The organism is Pedobacter chitinilyticus, assembly GCF_003313385.1.
GTDB classification, from domain to species: Bacteria; Bacteroidota; Bacteroidia; order Sphingobacteriales; family Sphingobacteriaceae; genus Pedobacter; species Pedobacter chitinilyticus.
Map to the genome: position 1 here is coordinate 283,305 of NZ_QMHN01000002.1, position 17,755 is coordinate 301,059.

At 40.0% G+C, this 17,755-nt stretch carries 12 protein-coding genes; 10 read left to right on the top strand and 2 right to left on the bottom strand.

Translation table 11 applies throughout. The features are described from left to right. Window positions 1-14 precede the first annotated feature (14 nt). From DUT70_RS08085 to DUT70_RS08120, 8 genes are all read left to right on the top strand, one after another. A complete protein-coding gene (locus tag DUT70_RS08085) occupies window positions 15-3,041 on the top strand; it encodes a SusC/RagA family TonB-linked outer membrane protein (protein WP_113646821.1) in 3,027 nt (1,008 codons plus the stop codon). 23 nt (window positions 3,042-3,064) lie between these two features. Further along, complete coding sequence (locus DUT70_RS08090; RefSeq protein WP_113646822.1) at window positions 3,065-4,615, top strand: RagB/SusD family nutrient uptake outer membrane protein; 1,551 nt, start codon at window positions 3,065-3,067, stop codon at window positions 4,613-4,615. A gap of 11 nt (window positions 4,616-4,626) precedes the next feature. Further along, window positions 4,627-5,514 carry a LamG-like jellyroll fold domain-containing protein gene (locus DUT70_RS08095; protein ID WP_113646823.1) on the top strand — a complete coding sequence of 296 codons (888 nt, stop codon included), beginning with the start codon at window positions 4,627-4,629 and terminating at the stop codon, window positions 5,512-5,514. A 69-nt stretch (window positions 5,515-5,583) separates the two neighbouring features. Beyond that, entirely contained in the window at window positions 5,584-7,257 is a 1,674-nt protein-coding gene (locus DUT70_RS08100) for a glucoamylase family protein (protein ID WP_240432059.1), read from the top strand. Window positions 7,258-7,266: 9 nt separating this feature from the next. Next, complete coding sequence (locus DUT70_RS08105; RefSeq protein ID WP_113646825.1) at window positions 7,267-8,592, top strand: glucoamylase family protein; 1,326 nt, start codon at window positions 7,267-7,269, stop codon at window positions 8,590-8,592. Between the two features lie 10 nt (window positions 8,593-8,602). Next, window positions 8,603-10,894, top strand: coding sequence for a beta-glucosidase BglX (gene bglX / locus DUT70_RS08110; RefSeq protein WP_113646826.1), 2,292 nt, complete (start codon window positions 8,603-8,605; stop codon window positions 10,892-10,894). Window positions 10,895-11,192: 298 nt separating this feature from the next. Continuing rightward, window positions 11,193-11,969: a carboxylesterase family protein gene (locus DUT70_RS08115; RefSeq protein ID WP_113646827.1), complete on the top strand. Its 777-nt coding sequence runs from the start codon at window positions 11,193-11,195 to the stop codon at window positions 11,967-11,969. A gap of 24 nt (window positions 11,970-11,993) precedes the next feature. Beyond that, entirely contained in the window at window positions 11,994-12,452 is a 459-nt protein-coding gene (locus DUT70_RS08120) for a DUF1569 domain-containing protein (RefSeq protein WP_113646828.1), read from the top strand. Between the two features lie 300 nt (window positions 12,453-12,752). On the opposite strand, the gene DUT70_RS08125 is transcribed toward DUT70_RS08120, so the two are convergent. Both DUT70_RS08125 and DUT70_RS08130 read right to left on the bottom strand, forming a co-directional pair. Beyond that, window positions 12,753-13,481 (bottom strand): YebC/PmpR family DNA-binding transcriptional regulator, encoded by a 729-nt coding sequence (locus DUT70_RS08125; protein WP_113646829.1) that lies wholly within the window; start codon window positions 13,479-13,481, stop codon window positions 12,753-12,755. Between the two features lie 93 nt (window positions 13,482-13,574). Then, a complete protein-coding gene (locus DUT70_RS08130) occupies window positions 13,575-14,519 on the bottom strand; it encodes an NAD-dependent epimerase/dehydratase family protein (RefSeq protein ID WP_113646830.1) in 945 nt (314 codons plus the stop codon). 152 nt (window positions 14,520-14,671) lie between these two features. On the opposite strand from DUT70_RS08130, the gene DUT70_RS08135 reads away from it, so the two are divergent. Together DUT70_RS08135 and DUT70_RS08140 are read left to right on the top strand one after the other, a co-directional pair. Beyond that, window positions 14,672-16,792, top strand: a complete 2,121-nt coding sequence (locus DUT70_RS08135) for a prolyl oligopeptidase family serine peptidase (RefSeq protein ID WP_113646831.1) — start codon at window positions 14,672-14,674, stop codon at window positions 16,790-16,792. A 378-nt stretch (window positions 16,793-17,170) separates the two neighbouring features. Then, complete coding sequence (locus tag DUT70_RS08140; RefSeq protein WP_113646832.1) at window positions 17,171-17,755, top strand: gluconate 2-dehydrogenase subunit 3 family protein; 585 nt, start codon at window positions 17,171-17,173, stop codon at window positions 17,753-17,755.

Here is a 17,755-nt window from a genome sequence, read left to right on the forward strand (position 1 = left end):
ATTAAATCAACGGTATGAAAAAAATCTTTACAGAACTCTCTGTTTTAGCTTGTTTTTGTTTGCTTTTATTATCAGACGTTGCCTTTGCCCAAAACGTTACAGTTACGGGTGTGGTAAAAGACGATCAGAACCTTCCGATCCCTTCGGTAAGTATCATGATCAAAGGCACAAGCAACGGCGTACAAACTAATGCAGCTGGAAGTTACACCATTAGTGCACCAGCAAACGCTACTTTGGTGTTTTCCTTCATTGGCTTTGCCAATCAAGAAATCCCTGTGAACAACAGGACAACAATTAATGTAACCTTATTACCATCAGCTAATGATTTGCAGCAAGTGGTAGTAGTGGGTTATGGTACTCAGAAAAAAGCCGATGTAACGGGCTCCATTTCGAGTGTTAAAGGAGAAGATATTGAGAAGTTTACCGTAACTAATCCCATTGCAGCCTTGCAAGGTAAAGTTCCAGGAATGACAGTAGCTAATTCAGGAGCACCAGGCGCTAGCCCAATAGTACGTTTAAGAGGTATTGCAAGTACCAAATATGCCGATCCTTTATATGTAGTAGATGGCTTGCTGCAAGACAACATTGATTTCCTAAACCCTAATGACATTGAAAGCATCGACTTATTGAGAGACGCTTCATCAACGGCAATTTATGGTTTAAGAGGTGCCAATGGTGTCATTGCCATTACCACCAAAAGAGCAGCTAAAGGAAAAACTACCATCAACTTTCAAAGTACAGTGGGTGTACAACATGTAGCTAATCGCATAGACGTTGTAGATGCAGACGGATTTAAGAAACTATATTCGGCACAATTAGCCAATGCTGGTTTACCTCCGTTTGACTATACCAATTTCACTGCAAATACAGATTGGCAGGATCAAGTACTTCGCAATGCAACCATCAATACCAACTCATTAACGATTTCTAATAGCGGAGAAAAATCAACTACCTTACTGAATGTTGGCTACAACAATCAAGATGGGGTGGTTAAATACAACAACTATAAAAAGTTTGTTGCTCGTTTAAACGAAGAAATCAGAATAAACAACAATATTAAAGTTGGCGGAAATATTACAGGCTTTCACTGGAGAAACCAGCCTACATCTGTAACGCTAAACCGTGCAATATGGGCGGCACCAATAGCGCCAATACAGGTTAACGACAATACCTATTATCAAATGCCTTCATTTCAAACACAGGTGCTAAACCCAGTAGCCGAGATGAATCGCAATAGAAATACCTCAATAAACAGGGGCTACAGATTTAATGGAAGTTTATACGCAGAGGTTAAATTCTTAAAAGACTTCACTTGGAAATCAACGGTATATGCTGATTTAGGTTTTAATAACGCTCGTAGCTATACACCACTCCCTTTTAGGTTTGTCCGTTTAGGAGAAGGCACTCTTCCAACGGAAACAGTTTATGACAATTCTGCAAGAACTACGGTTGCTCAAAACACTTTCGAAGGTAGAAAATATCAACAAGATCATACTTTAAGTTACAGCAAAGAGCTTAATGGCGGTCATAGAATCGATGCTGTAGTAGGTTTCACCACGGTATATATGTCAAACACTTCATTAAATGGATCTCGTAGAGATACTACCTTAAATGTACCATTTGATCCTAAATTTTGGTATTTATCAAACAACATCATTAACGAAAACAATCCTACTTTTAACGGTGGTGGAGGTAGCGAAGAATCCAACGCTGGTGGTTTTGCCAGAGTTAGCTATGCCTACAAAAACAAGTATTTGTTAAATGCAACCATTAGAAGAGACGGAAGCTCAAGATTTGCGCCGAAAAATAGATGGGGAACCTTTGGTAGTGTAGGTTTAGGATGGGTTGCTAGTGAAGAAGATTTCTTCAAAAACAACATCAAAGGAATTGACTTTTTAAAACTCCGTGCTGCATGGGGTAGATTAGGTAACTCTAATGGAGTAGATCCAAATCTTTACCAATTAGCATTAACTACAGGAGAGTCAGCTGTTTTCGGAAATAACGTATACCCTTCTATCAGAAACGCTTATCTTCCTGACGAAAATTTACGCTTTGAGATAGTACAGGGTGTTGATGTAGGTGTAGAATTAAGAGCCCTAAGAAGCAGATTAAGTGCAGAAGTAACTTACTATAACAAAACTACCGACGGAATCCTTACTCAAGTAATATTACCGAGCGTAAGTGATAACTATTTCACCAATTTAGGTAAGCTTACCAATAAAGGTGTAGAGGTTAGTTTAGGCTGGAATGATGTAATTGGATCTGACTTCAGGTACAATGTCACTGGTAATTTCAGTTACAATAAAAATGTGGTGAACTCCATTGGTAATACTTCGAACTTCCAAATCGTTAGAGGTGGAGGAACAAATGTTACCGAAACAGGAAGATCAGTTGGTTACTTTTTTGGCTACAAACAAATCGGCATTTACCAAAGTTCTGCCGATTTGGCAAAAATGGCCAGTTTTCCCGATTCTGCTCCTGGTGATATTGCTTTTCAAGATACCAATGGCGACGGAGTGATCAATCCCTTAGACAGAACCTACTTAGGCACACCTTTCCCTCCTTATAGCTACGGGCTTAACCTTTCTATGAGCTATAAAGGTTTTGATGTAGCCATTGAAGGTCAAGGCGTGGCAGGAAACCACATTTATACGCAACGTCGTACAGGAAGTTTCGCCGTGTTAAATTACGAGACCAACAGGTTAAATGCATGGACAGCTCCAGGTACTAGCAATGTTGAACCCATCATCAACAGAAACCGTGCGAACAACTATTTATTTAGCAGCTATTTCTTAGAACCTGGTGATTATTTCCGTATCCGTAATGTACAATTAGGTTATGCTTTTGCTAATGCAGCAATGAAGAGCATTGGTGTGCAAAAATTACGTCTTTTCATCAGTGGACAAAATATTAAAACATGGACAAAAGCCACAGGATACACGCCTGAGGCTCAAATAAGCGACATGCTTCAAAGTGGTGCAGATAATGGAATTTATCCAGTTCCAGCCGTTTACTCTTTTGGATTAAATGTAACTTTTTAACCACCGTAATTAATTTTTGAAAAATGAAAACATTATATAAAACAACAAAGAAAATTGGTGTAGCGTGTTTAGCAATAGCGCTTATGGCATCAATCTCTAGCTGTAAAAAATTTCTAGATACACAAAGACAAGGACAGTATACCGACGAGGACTATCCTTACCCAGGAGGTTCAGGCCCATATGACCAATATATTTTTGCGGCCTATAAAAGTTTAAGAGCATACGGTGTGCATTCCTTTGGCTTTGTTCTTTCTACAGCAGTAAGAAGCGATGACTCAGATATTGGCAGTTCTCCTGGTGATGGCGGTGCAAACGTACAAACCTTTGAAACATTTCCACTTTCACCTGCTAACGGCATTATTAACGGCATGTGGGTAGAATATTATGGAATGATAGACAAATGCAATATCGTGTTAGACCAAATTGAGAATAACAAAGAGATTGTTGCTACTGATGCAAATAAAATCCAATCTCAGGCAGAAGCTAGATTTTTAAGAGCTTACGCTTACTTTAACATGGTAAGATTCTTTGGTAGAATTCCTTTAGTGACCAAACCGCAAACACCTGGACAACCTGGTGTACCACAAAGCACACCAGCGCAAGCCTATGCCTTAATTGAAAGCGATTTACAATTTGCGGCAACAAACCTGCCTCCTACTTGGGACCCGCGCTTTGTTGGACGTGCAACTAGCGGTGCCGCAAACGGGCTATTAGCTAAAGTTTATTTAACTCAACAAAAGTGGGGAGCAGCAATGGCTGCAGCTAACTTAGTGATGACTAGCGGACAATACAATTTAAATACTCCTTACAGCGAAATTTTCAAGGAGGAAGGAGAAAACAGTAAAGAAAGTGTTTTTGAAGTGCAAGCAACCGCAACAGCTGCTATTCCAACAAATAACGGTGTACAGTACGCCGCAAATCAAGGCGTTAGAGCTTCTGGCGATTGGAACCTTGGAGACGGCTTCAACGTACCCAACACCACCTTAGATTTAGCATATGAACCTAATGATCCTCGTAAGGCCCGAACCTTCCTTTATAGAAGCACTGGTACCACTACTTACCGATCAGTATATGGTGATGCAACAGGTACTACTTGGCAAAATCCAATTTATAATCACAAAGTTTATACTAATCCAGCCAGAAGAGCTTCAATTGGCAACAGATTTGGTTGGTGGATGAACATAAGAATATTACGCTACGCAGATGTGGTATTAATGTACGCTGAGGCAGCCAACGAAGTGGGTGGCACCGCTAATTTTACCGCAGCTACAAACGCTTTAAACAGTGTTAGAGCGAGAGCAAGACAGGGAGCCCCTGCTGGAACATTACCTGATATCGTTTTTGTAGACCAAGCGCAATTGAGACAAGCTATCCGTCAAGAAAGAAGAGTAGAGTTGGCAATGGAACACGACCGCTTCTTCGACTTAGTAAGATGGGGCATTTCAGGGGCAGCAATGGCTGCCGCAAACAGACCTAATTTTGCTGAATTCCGCGACGTATTAATGCCTATCCCTATTGTTCAAATAGACTTAAGTAAAGAACCTAATAAGTTAACCCAAAACACGGGCTATTAATCATTACTCATATGAAATTTTCAAATATATATACAAAGGGTTGTTTGCTAGCATTAACACTAGCAGCAACTGCTTTCTCTTCTTGCAAAAAAGACGGAAACCCAAACAATTTGCCAGAGGTTAGTCCTGCGGATTATGAAGGCACCATCGATGGTTTCAGAACGACCGAAGACGTTTTCAAAGAGAATATGGTGGCGTACTTTACTTTTGATGACACTTATAATGAAAAGCTTTCCAATACTGCGCCAACCTTAAAAAACGGTGATAGTTTTGTGGCAGGTTTTAAGGGTAAAGCGTTAAACTTAAACTCAGGATATGTTTATTATGGCACACAATTCAATGCCTTTAAAACAGACGTATTCAAAAGCTTTACCATCAGTCAGTGGATCAAGATTTTAAACAACGGCACCAAACGTACCATGTTGTTAACCATTGCCAGACCAGGCGTGCTTCAAGGCAACTTGAACATTAACTTAAATACGCAAGCAAGACCAGCCACCAATTTAGATTTTATTGGTATCAATCCTATTTTTGCAACCGTAGGCGGGGGTACACAAGATAACTTAAACAATACCACTTCTCCTAAAATTGGCAACGACAACTGGGTTCACTTAGTAATTGCTTACAACGGTTTAACAGGAAGGTTTAACATTGTTGCAAATGGTGTTAATATTGGTAGTTTTTCCGACAGAGGTGTAGGAAACAATCTTTTCAAATCTTACGAACCTAGCGAGCTAATTTTTGGCGCCAACTACAACCTAATTCCAGGAAAAACGGTGAATGCTGATGTAGCTTATGCTCCAATGACGGGTGTAATCGACGAAGTAAGGATCTACAACAGATTCATGCCAGATGCGATTGCAAAAGCCCTTTACAACTTAGGTAAAGCAGGTAAATAATTATTAAAAACATAAAGGCACAGTGTTATGCTGTGCCTTTTTTTGAAATCCTTTCATAAAACTTTTGTTGTGAATCATCTTAGAACGTCACCCTTTATTCATCAATTTTTCTGTTTGTGTTTAGGCATCACAGTTCTCTTTTCCTGCAAAAAAAATAATTCAAATCAACCTATAAATACCGATACTTCTTTACATTTTTCTGTAAATGGAGTTAGTAACGGCAGTTTAAAATACACCAATCTTCCCCTTAAACCAGTCGTAAAATTTACTTTCACCGAAGCCATAAATCCAGCTACCGTAACCAGTAGCATTTTATTAAAAGATGCTTCAGGAACAACCGTTCCTGTATTTGTCACCTATGAAGGCAACAACAAAATTGCAAATGTAACGCCTCAAAACAACCTCTCTTCGTTTAGCAGTTACGAACTTGCGGTGAACGACCAACTCAAATCAGCTGGCGGTGGCCGACTGATCAATCCCGTGATTATTACCCTCATCTCAGGCTTAGATGATACCGATAAATTTCCAAGAATAAGTGACGACGAGCTCCTTACCCTTGTCCAAAAACAAACCTTTAAATACTTCTGGGATTTTGCCCATCCCGTAAGTGGTATGGCCAGAGAAAGAAATACTTCTGGCAACACCGTTACCTCTGGAGGATCTGGTTTTGGTGTAATGGCCCTCGTTACTGGTATTCACCGTAATTTTATCAGCAGGGCTGATGGACTTGCCAGAACCCAACAGATCGTGAACTTCTTAAAAACAGCCGATCGCTTCCATGGCGCTTATTCGCATTGGATAGACGGTAACACAGGGAAAGCCATCGCTTTTAGCGCCAAAGATAACGGTGGCGATTTGGTAGAAACTTCCCTGTTAATGGCTGGCCTTTTAACGGCACGTCAATATTTTGATGGAACCTCTGCTGCCGAAACCAACTTAAAAAACGACATCACCACCTTATACAACCAAGTAGAATGGGACTGGTACCGCAATGGAACCAATTCACTTTTTTGGCACTGGAGCCCCAACTACAATTGGGACATGAACCTTAAAATACAAGGGTGGAATGAATGTTTAATTACCTATGTACTTGCGGCGTCCTCCCCTACCCATAGTATTCCAAAAAATGTATATGATGAGGGCTGGGCCAGAAATGGGGCCATGAAAAACGGCAGCACCTATTATGGCGTACAACTCCCATTAGGCAATGCAAATGGTGGGCCTTTGTTCCTTTCGCAGTATTCGTTCCTAGGAATTAACCCCAACGGATTAAGCGACGCATATGCCAATTACGAAACGCAAAACAAAGCGCACGCCATGATTAACTATAATTACTGCGTGGCCAATCCAGTAAAACATAATGGTTATGGCGCAAATTGTTGGGGACTAACGGCCAGTGATATTCCTAATGGATATACCGCTAGCTCACCAACTAATGACAGAGGAGTAATTGCGCCTACCGCAGCATTAGCTTCGTTTCCATATACCCCAACACAATCGATGGCGGCCCTTAAGTTCTTTTATTACAAATTGGGAGACAAGCTTTGGAAGGAATACGGTTTTATTGATGCCTTTAACCTCAACGATCCTTGGTTTGCCAGCTCATTTTTAGCCATTGATCAAGGTCCAATCATCATTATGATTGAGAACTATCGAAGCAAGTTATTATGGAACCTCTTTATGAGTGCTCCCGAAATTAAAACAGGAATGAAAACACTCGGATTTTCGAGCCCGAATTTATAATACACACAAATGAAATTAAAGTACTTTATTCCCATCATTGCCCTTTTAGGTAGCTGCTCGGTTAGTAAAACCAGCAATCAAAGTAAAAAACTTACCGACGATGAATTGCTCACGGTAATACAAAAACAAACCTATAAGTATTTTTACGAAGGTGCCGAACCTGTTTCTGGCCTTTCAAGAGAACGCTATCACAGCGATAATGTATATCCACAAAACGACAAGGATGTAATTGCTACTGGGGCCAGTGGCTTTGGCATTATGGGCACTATTGTGGCTATCGAACGCAAGTTCATTACTCGCGAACAAGGTTATGCCCACCTTAAAAAAGGACTTGATTTTTTGGCAAAAGCCGATAGATTTCATGGTGTTTGGCCGCACTGGATGCTGCCTAGTGGCAAAGCAAAAGCTTTCGGCAAAAACGATGATGCCGGCGATTTGGTAGAAACCTCTTTTTTAGCACAGGCATTGGTTTGTGTACGTCAATATTATGCCAATGGAAACGAACAAGAAAAAGCTTTGGCTCAAAAAGCCGATGAACTATGGAAAGGCATTGACTGGAATTTTTATAGAAAAAACAATGAAAACGTACTTTACTGGCATTGGTCACCAAACTCTGGCTGGAAAATGAACTTCGCCATTACGGGCTATAACGAATGTCTAATTACCTATATCATGGCAGCTTGCTCTCCTACTCACGGCGTACCCCCAGAGGTTTATCATCAAGGTTGGGCGAAAAGCGGTGCCATTAACACCAATATTTCCCTTTACGGACATCCTGTAAAGTTAAAGCACAACGTAGTAGGCGAAAGTGTTGGACCACTTTTTTGGGCACATTATTCTTATCTGGGCCTTAATCCAAAAGGGTTGAAAGATAAATACGCTGATTATTGGGAAGAAAACAAAAGCCACACGCTTATTAACTACGACTATGCCATTGCTAATCCGAAAGGTTTTAAAGGTTATGGCAAAAACTCGTGGGGCTTAACGGCCAGCTATTCTGTAAAAGGGTATGCTGCACACATGCCCAATGAAGATTTTGGGGTAATTAGTCCAACGGCAGCCCTGTCCTCTTATCCTTATGCACCAAAAGAAAGCATGCAGGTAATGAGACATTTGTATGAAGACATGAAAGATAAAGTTTGGGGCGAATTTGGATTTTATGATGCCTACAGCGAAACCGCCAACTGGTATCCGAAAAGATACATCGGTATTGATCAAGGTCCAATTGTAGTGATGATAGAAAATGGAAGAACTGGGCTTTTATGGAAGCTTTTCATGAGTGCACCAGAGATACAAACAGGATTAACAAAACTAGGTTTTACCTATTCAAAATAGAGATTATAGCATGAAGAAAATCATTATAGCATTTGCCGCGGCCCTAACATTACCTGCTTTTGCGCAAAAAGCGAAAACAGTTGTCACCGAGAAACAGAAAATGGATGCCTTCATCAAAAACCTCATGGCTAAAATGACGGTAGATGAAAAAATTGGACAATTGAACCTTGTTACTGGTGGCGAAGCAACCACTGGAGCGGCAGTAAGTACAGGCGTAGAATCTAAAATTGCCAAAGGAAATGTTGGGGGAATTTTTAGTTTAACTACCCCTCAAAAAATCCGCAAAGCACAGGAAATCGCTATGCGTAGCCGATTAAAAATTCCTTTGATTTTTGGACAGGACGTCATTCATGGATATAAAACAACCTTTCCTATTCCATTGGCATTAGCTGCCAGTTGGGACATGTCGTTAATTGAAAAAACAGCAAGAGTAGCGGCTACTGAAGCCACTGCCGATGGTTTAAATTGGACCTTTTCACCAATGGTAGATTTATCTCGCGACCCACGTTGGGGCCGTGTAGCTGAAGGAAATGGAGAAGATCCATTCTTAAGTTCTGCCATTGCCAAAGCCATGGTAAAAGGCTACCAAGGCAATGACCTAAAAGAAGTAAACACCATGATGGCCTGTGTAAAACATTTGGCTTTATATGGTGCTGCTGAAGGCGGTAGAGATTACAACACCACTGACATGAGCTTGGACAGGATGTATAACGAATACCTTCCTCCATACAAAGCGGCAATAGATGCTGGCGCTGGTAGTGTAATGGTTTCTTTTAACGACATTAACGGTGTACCTGCTACGGCCAACAAATGGCTATTAACCGATTTACTTAGAAAACAATGGGGTTTTACAGGCTTTGTAGCTTCAGATTATACTGGGGTGAGTGAGCTAGTACCACACGGGCTGGGCGATTTAAAACAAGTATCGGGCTTAGCCTTAAAAGCTGGAACAGATATGGATATGGTGAGCGAAGGATTTTTAACTACCCTTGCTCAGTCTTTAAAAGAAGGCAAAGTGACGATTGCTCAAATCAACAATGCTTGCCGTTTAATTTTAGAAGCAAAATACAAATTGGGTTTATTTGATGATCCATTCAAATATTGCAGCGAAGAAAGAGCGGCCAAAGAAATTTTAACCGCAGACAACTTACAGTTTGCCCGTGAAACGGCTACCAAAACGTTTGTGCTGTTAAAAAATGAGAATCAAACCCTTCCTTTGCAGAAAAAAGGCACCATTGCCTTAGTGGGCCCTTTGGCCAATACCAGATCAAATATGCCTGGTACTTGGAGCGTAAATGCCGATTTTGCTCGTATCCCTACCCTATTGGAAAGTCTAACCACCGTAGCAGGTAAAGACGTAAAAATTCTGCACGCCTTAGGTTCAAACCTCATTGGCGATCCTAATCAGCAAATTTGGGGTACTGCCCACGGACGTGATATCCCAAGGGACAATAGACCTGAAAGCGAAATCATTGCCGAAGCGGTAAAAATTGCAGAAAAGGCTGATGTGGTAATAGCTGCTTTAGGCGAAGCTTCTGAAATGAGCGGCGAAAGCTCAAGTCGTACCGATATTGGCATTCCTGATACACAAAGAAGATTATTGGCGGCCTTATTACAAACAGGCAAACCTGTAGTGTTGGTTTTATTTGCTGGCAGACCAATGACCTTAACTTGGGAGCAGCAAAACGTACCCGCCATTTTAAACGTTTGGTTTGGTGGCGTGGAAGCAGCACATGCCATTAGCGATGTATTGTTTGGTGATGTAAACCCTTCTGGTAAAATCACCATGACTTTCCCTCAAAACGTTGGTCAAATACCACTTTATTACGCCCATAAAATGACGGGTCGTCCACTAGGTAACAACAAATGGTTTACCCGTTTTCTTTCTAACTATTTAGACGTGAGCAATGAGCCTTTATATCCTTTTGGTTATGGTTTAAGCTATACCACGTTTAATTACGGTGATGTTAAAATTAGTAACAACAGCTTTAAACCTGGTCAAAAAATTACAGTAAGTACTAGGGTAACCAACAGTGGTAAACGAGCAGGAGAAGAAGTAGTGCAGCTTTACATCCGCGATTTGGTAGGAACTAGCACAAGACCAGTTAAAGAACTGAAAGGCTTCCAAAAAATCAGCCTTCAACCTGGCGAAACCAAAAACGTAAGCTTTACCATCTCAGAAGAAATGTTGAGGTTTTACAACAGCGAACTTAAATTCGTTTCTGAAGCAGGAGATTTCAAAGCCTTTATTGGTACAAATTCAAGAGATGTCAAAGAGGTTGATTTTAAGTTAGTGAAGTAATTTGCTAGTTTAAATAGGCTCCTTAAGACTTACGAAGTTTTTGAAACTTCGTAAGTCTTAAAAAAAGGCATCGTCATTTCGACGATAGGAGAAATCTAGCAACTTTATAGTGTCGCATTAGATTTCTCTCCTTAAATTTTAGATCAAAATGACGAAAATATTGAAGTATGCTCTTGTCATTTAAAGGACAGCAAAGAATATTTGGCATTAAAGCCAACAAATCGTTAGATTTCTCCTATCGTCGAAATGACGGGTAGGAATAGTGATGGAAATGAAAGAATAACATGAATTGAATAATATGAAAAGAATAAGCATAGCCATACTATTATTTTTCCTTAGCGCAACTGCATTTGCCCAAGATCTTTCCCTATACAAAAAAGCTTTTTTTGTAGCCAATGGCGATACCTTGAAATACCGCATACTTTATCCTAAAAACTTCGATAGCCAGAAAAAATATCCTGTAATTCTTTTCCTCCATGGACGTGGCGAGAGTGGTAAAGACAATGAAAAACAACTGGCCAATGGTGGCAAACTGTTTTTAAACGAAAACTTCAGGAATAACCACCAAGTGATCACCATTTTCCCGCAATGTGCTTCCAACAGCTATTGGGCCAATGTAGAAATTGACACCGTAAATACGAAGCGTTTCTTCACTTTTATAAAAGGTGGGCAGCCTACCAAAGCTATGAGCTTAGTACTTCAGTTTACCGATAACTACTTTAAAAACAGCTTTGTTGACCCTACTAAAATTTATGTAGGTGGTCTATCTATGGGTGGTATGGGAACTTTTGAAATGTTACGAAGAAAACCTAACACCTTTGCTGCAGCATTTGCCATTTGTGGTGGTGACAATGTACTGAATGCTAAAAAATACAAGCATGTACCGTTATGGATTTTTCACGGCGGTTTAGATGATGTGGTTACTCCGCAGTTTTCTTATGGTATTTACCGCAAGCTTAAAAAACTTGGTAACACCCCAAAATTTACGGTCTACCTAAAAGCTAACCACAATAGTTGGGACAGTGCCTTTGCCGAACCAGATTTGTTGCCTTGGTTGCTTTCACACAAAAAATAAGCTAGTTTCGTAAAAAATTAGACCATGGATTTACCTAATATTTTCACCAAAGAAATAGCAGAAGGTGTGATCGAAAGAATCAACAAATTAACACCAAGTTCGCAACCGTTTTGGGGCAAAATGAGCGTTGCCCAAATGTTAGCACATTGCTGTGTGGCCTATGAAATGGTGTATACAAACAAACATCCGAAACCAGGCTTCTTGATGCGCTTTATCTTAAAAAAATTTATAAAGAAAATGGTGGTATCGAAAAAGCCTTACCCTAAAAATTCGAAAACAGCGCCTGCATTTTTAATTAGCGACGAGAAAGATTTTGAGACGGAAAAGAAACGCTTGGTTGATTACATTAGAGAAACCCAAGTATTAGGTGCCTATATTTTTGATGGTAAGGTTTCCCATTCATTTGGTCCTTTGAGTGACAATGAATGGAATAATATGTTTTACAAACATCTGGATCATCACCTTAAGCAATTTGGGGTATAAATAATATTTCAACCTATGAGGTTTACTGTAATGGGAAGCCTCTAAATTACTCCCTCTAAGAGATAAGAAACTGGCTTCCGAAATGATTAGCACTACTTATTCTCTCACCTTTTTAAGGAGAGGTTTGACTGACATCATTAGCCCCGACAGTAATGTAAAGCCCGCAAGCGAGTAAAGCGAGTGCGGACTTGTAATGAATGGCGGGACTATCGGAACCAAAAAGCAGGTAATTTGCGCTTCATAAAAAAAACCTCGTAAGTTTTGAAACATACGAGGTTTAAGGGGAATTATTTTGGTGGCTTACTCGGCCATGTTATGGTAAACCGCTTGAACGTCATCGTCCTCTTCCAGTTTGTCAATCAGCTTCAATACATCGGCAGCTTGTTCTTCGGTTACTTCGTGATGAGACAAAGCAATGCGCTCTAGTTTTGAGCTTTTCAATTCAAGACCTTTTTCCTCTAATGCTTTCTGTAGGGAACCAAAATTCTCAAATGCACCTTGTGCTACTACAATATCGTTTCCTTCTTCATCAGCCTCTACATAAAGCTCTTCCAAACCAGCGTCAATTAATTCAAACTCTAATTCTTCCAAATCTAAGTCTTCGGTAGGTGCAAATCTGAAAATAGATTTTCTATTGAAAACAAAATCCAAAGAACCTGTTTTACCCAAAGAGCCATTGGTTTTGTTGAAATAGCTGCGAACGTTAGCCACGGTACGATTAGTATTATCAGTTGCCGTTTCAATTAAAACCGCAACGCCGTGTGGGGCATATCCTTCGTAAACAATCTCCTCGTAATTCGCCATCGACTTATCAGAAGCACGCTTAATTGCCGCCTCTACCCTATCTTTTGGCATATTTACAGCCTTCGCGTTTTGCATCGCAGTACGCAAACGAGAGTTGGTTTCTGGATTTGGGCCAGATTCCTTAACTGCCATTACAATATCTTTACCAATACGGGTAAACTGTACGGCCATTTTAGACCAACGTTTAAATTTTCTTTCTTTTCTAAATTCGAATGCTCTTCCCATTATTTTAGTAGTTAGTGGTTGGTGGTTAGTAGTTAGACAAAAGCCTTATCCCATAAACCTTACACCTTAAAACCTTATACCCTATACCTTATTTTATTTTTTCAAGTTCGTTAACATATCTGTGGTCATTTTTGCCAAATCAAATTCTGGCTTCCAGCCCCACTCTTTTTGTGCGTAGCTATCATCAATTGATTTAGGCCAGCTATCTGCAATTTGTTGCCTCGGGTCATGTTCGGCATAGCTTAACTTAAAGTCGGGAATGTGCTTTCTAATTTCTGAGGCCAACACTTCAGGTGTAAAACTTACCCCTGCAAAGTTATAGCTAGAGCGAATGCTCAATTGTTCTGCAGGTGCATCCATCAGTTCAATGGTTCCCCTAATGGCATCGTCCATGTACATCATTGGCAATTCCGTTTCTGCAGATAAAAACGAAGCATAACTTCCTTTTTTCAATGCTTCATGGAAAATATGTACCGCATAATCGGTAGTACCGCCACCTGGCGCTGCTTTCCAACTGATTAATCCTGGATAACGGATGCTTCTTACATCTAGACCATATTTTTGGTGATAATATTCGCACCAACGCTCACCTGCCAATTTACTAATACCGTAAATGGTATTGGGATCCATGGTACAATATTGTGGCGTTTGTTCTTTTGGCGAGTTAGGCCCAAATACAGCGATAGAACTTGGCCAATAAACCTTTGCCGTTTTATATGCCAAGGCTAAGTCCAACACGTTCAATAAGCCGTTCATGTTCAAGTCCCAAGCTAGTTTTGGGTTTTGTTCGCCCGTTGCCGAAAGCAAAGCTGCCAACAAATAAACCTGCGTAGGTTGGTATTTTTCAAAAATTGCCTTTAAAATGTCTTTATCCAAAACGTTCACAAACTCGAACGGTCCCGCATTTTTGATTTCATAATCTGGGCGACGGATATCGCAAGCAATCACATTATTACTACCGTAGCCAGCACGTAATGCGGTCACTAACTCGGTGCCTATTTGCCCATTTGAGCCTAAAACTAATATCTTATCTTTCATGAATAAACTGAAGTTTGACAAAGGTAAAAAAATGGCTCAAAAGCAAATCAAAAAAATGAGTAGAGTTATCTTCTTACCCATCACTCCACTACCTAGGCTATACAAATTACCATTGATTTGCTAACTTAGCAATGACCAAAAATATAATCCTCATGAATAAATTACTATTAACCGTCATTACAGCATCAGTACTGTTATCCTGTAAAGAAAAAGTAAAAGAAGAACCCATCGTGTTAAAATATCCCGAAACAAAAAAAGTCGACACTGTTGACAATTACTTTGGAACTGAAGTAAAAGATCCTTATCGCTGGTTAGAAGATGATAAATCTGCCGAAACTGCTGCTTGGGTAAAAGCCGAAAATGAAGTGACTTTCGGTTATCTCGAAAAAATACCTTTCCGCAAAGAAATGAAAGACCGCTTAGAAAAGCTGTGGAACTACGAAAAGATTTCTGCGCCTTCACAAGAGGGAAACTATACCTATTACTTTAAGAACAACGGTTTGCAAAACCAATCGGTGATGTACCGAAAAGATAAGGATGGTAAAGAAGAAGTATTCCTTGATCCGAACACTTTCTCGAAAGATGGTACTACCTCCCTATCTACCGTTGAATTTTCTAAAGATGGTTCTTTGGTAGCCTATTCTATTTCGGAGGCAGGTAGCGACTGGAACAAGATCATTATTATGGATGCAGTGAACAAGAAAAAACTGGAAGCTGAATTAGTAGACGTTAAATTTAGTGGTATTGCTTGGATTGGCAACAAAGGTTTCTATTATTCGAGCTACGACAAACCAAAAGGAAGCCAGCTTTCGGCCAAAACTGATCAGCATAAATTATATTTTCACCAATTAGGTACTGCCCAAAAAGACGACAAAGTAATTTTCGGACAAAATGAGAAACGTAGATATGTAGGTGCTAGTGTAACCGAGGATGATAGATATTTGGTGATTTCTGCTTCGAACTCTACTTCTGGCAACGAGCTATATTTTAAAGACCTAAGCGTTCCAGATAGCAAGATTGTGAACATATTAGATAATTTTGAAAGCGACAGCTATATTTTGGATAATGTAGGCACCAAACTTTACATTGTGACCAATCTTAAAGCGCCTAACCAAAAATTAGTAACGGTTGATGCAACTAATCCAAAATCGGCCAATTGGAAAGACTTTATTCCCGAAACAGAGAATGTGCTTTCGGTATCTACTGGCTCAGGCTATATTTTTGCCAATTACATGAAAGATGCCGTTTCGCAAGTAAAACAATATGACTACGATGGCAAAATGCTCCGCGAAATTAAATTACCAGGACTTGGCACTGCTGGAGGTTTTGGAGGAAAAAGAGAAGATAAGGCTTTGTATTATTCTTTCACCAATTACATCACTCCTGGAACCATCTATTCCTTTGAACCGAAAGAGGGAAAATCTGCAGAATATCAAAAACCAAAAGTAGATTTCGATGGTGCAGCTTACGAAAGCAAGCAGGTTTTCTACACCTCCAAAGATGGCACCAAGGTACCAATGATCATTACCTATAAAAAAGGGCTAAAGTTAGATGGAAATAATCCAACCATTCTTTACGGATACGGTGGCTTTAATGTAAGCCTTACCCCAGCGTTCAGTATTTCTAATGCGGTGTGGTTAGCACAAGGTGGTGTTTATGCGGTTCCTAATCTTCGTGGCGGTGGCGAATATGGAAAAAAATGGCACGACGACGGTACTCAAATGAAAAAACAGAATGTATTTGATGATTTTATTGCAGCAGCAGAATACCTGATTGCACAGAAATATACTTCATCTGACTATTTAGCCATTCGTGGCGGTTCTAACGGCGGGCTTTTGGTGGGCGCTACCATGACGCAAAGACCTGAATTAATGAAAGTGGCTCTTCCAGCCGTAGGCGTTTTAGATATGCTACGTTATAATACCTTCACCGCTGGTGCAGGATGGGCTTATGATTATGGCACAGCCCAAGATTCAAAAGCCATGTTTGAGTACCTTAAAAAATATTCGCCAGTACATCATGTGAAAGAAGGTACCAGCTACCCTGCTACCTTAATTACTACTGGTGATCACGATGACCGTGTAGTACCCGCACATAGTTTTAAGTTTGCGGCAGAGCTACAGGCCAAACAAAAAGGAAACAATCCTGTACTTATTCGCATCGAGACCAATGCAGGCCATGGTGCTGGAAAACCTGTTTCTAAAACCATTGAAGAAGCAGCAGATATTCTTTCGTTCACGTTATTTAACATGGGTGTTAGAGAACTACGATAATCTCTCTTTAAACATTACAAAGGGCATAAAAAATTCTTATGCCCTTTTATTTTTTCAAAACTTATTGATTTCGATATATTACCAAAACAGTAATTTCAACTATCTTTATCATTAAAATTACTTACGATTAGTTTCGTTTTTAAAATAAAACTTCACAAATTAGATAAATGATCTACAAATACAAATGATCAAAAAGAAATCAAAGTCAAGTACCCTATCAACTTAATATTACTATTGGCTTGATAAAATCAGGCAATTTGCTGCCAATATTGTATCAAATTCGTAACAGCTATTGACTTACTAACTTTAAATTATTATAATTACCTAAATTTATATAGTGTAAAAAACACACTTAGAACCAATATATAGACCACTTATATGGACAGAAGAGAAGCACTCCGAAGCGTAGCCATTTTGTTAGGAACGGCCATTTCTGCTGGAACAACAGACATCTTGTTCAGTAGCTACACCCTACCTGAAAGCGAAAAAAACGCAGTTAATTTTAGCGCAGAGCAAATAAGGACACTCACCGAAATTGCTGATGTGATTATCCCTACCACCAAATCATCTGGCGGAGCCAAAGCGGCAGGCGTCGGCAAATTCATTCCAATGATGGTAAACGACTGTTATCCAGCAAAACAACAGCAATCTTTCTATAAGGGCCTGACGGAATTTGAAGCCCGTACTAAAAAACAGTATGGTAAAAGTTTTGCCTTAATTCCATTGGCAGAGCGCAAAAAAATGCTCAACGCACTAAGACAGGAAACCTTAGATCAAAAAACGAACAAACTTCCTGAAAGAGCAGATATTGCCTATTTCTTTACCACGGTAAGGGACCTAACCTCGCTAGGATATTTTTCATCGGAAATTGGCTGTACCAAAGCCCGCGAGTACGTACAAATACCAGGCAGCTATGATGGCGCTTATCCGCTAAAGCCAGGACAAAAATCTTGGGCAACCTAA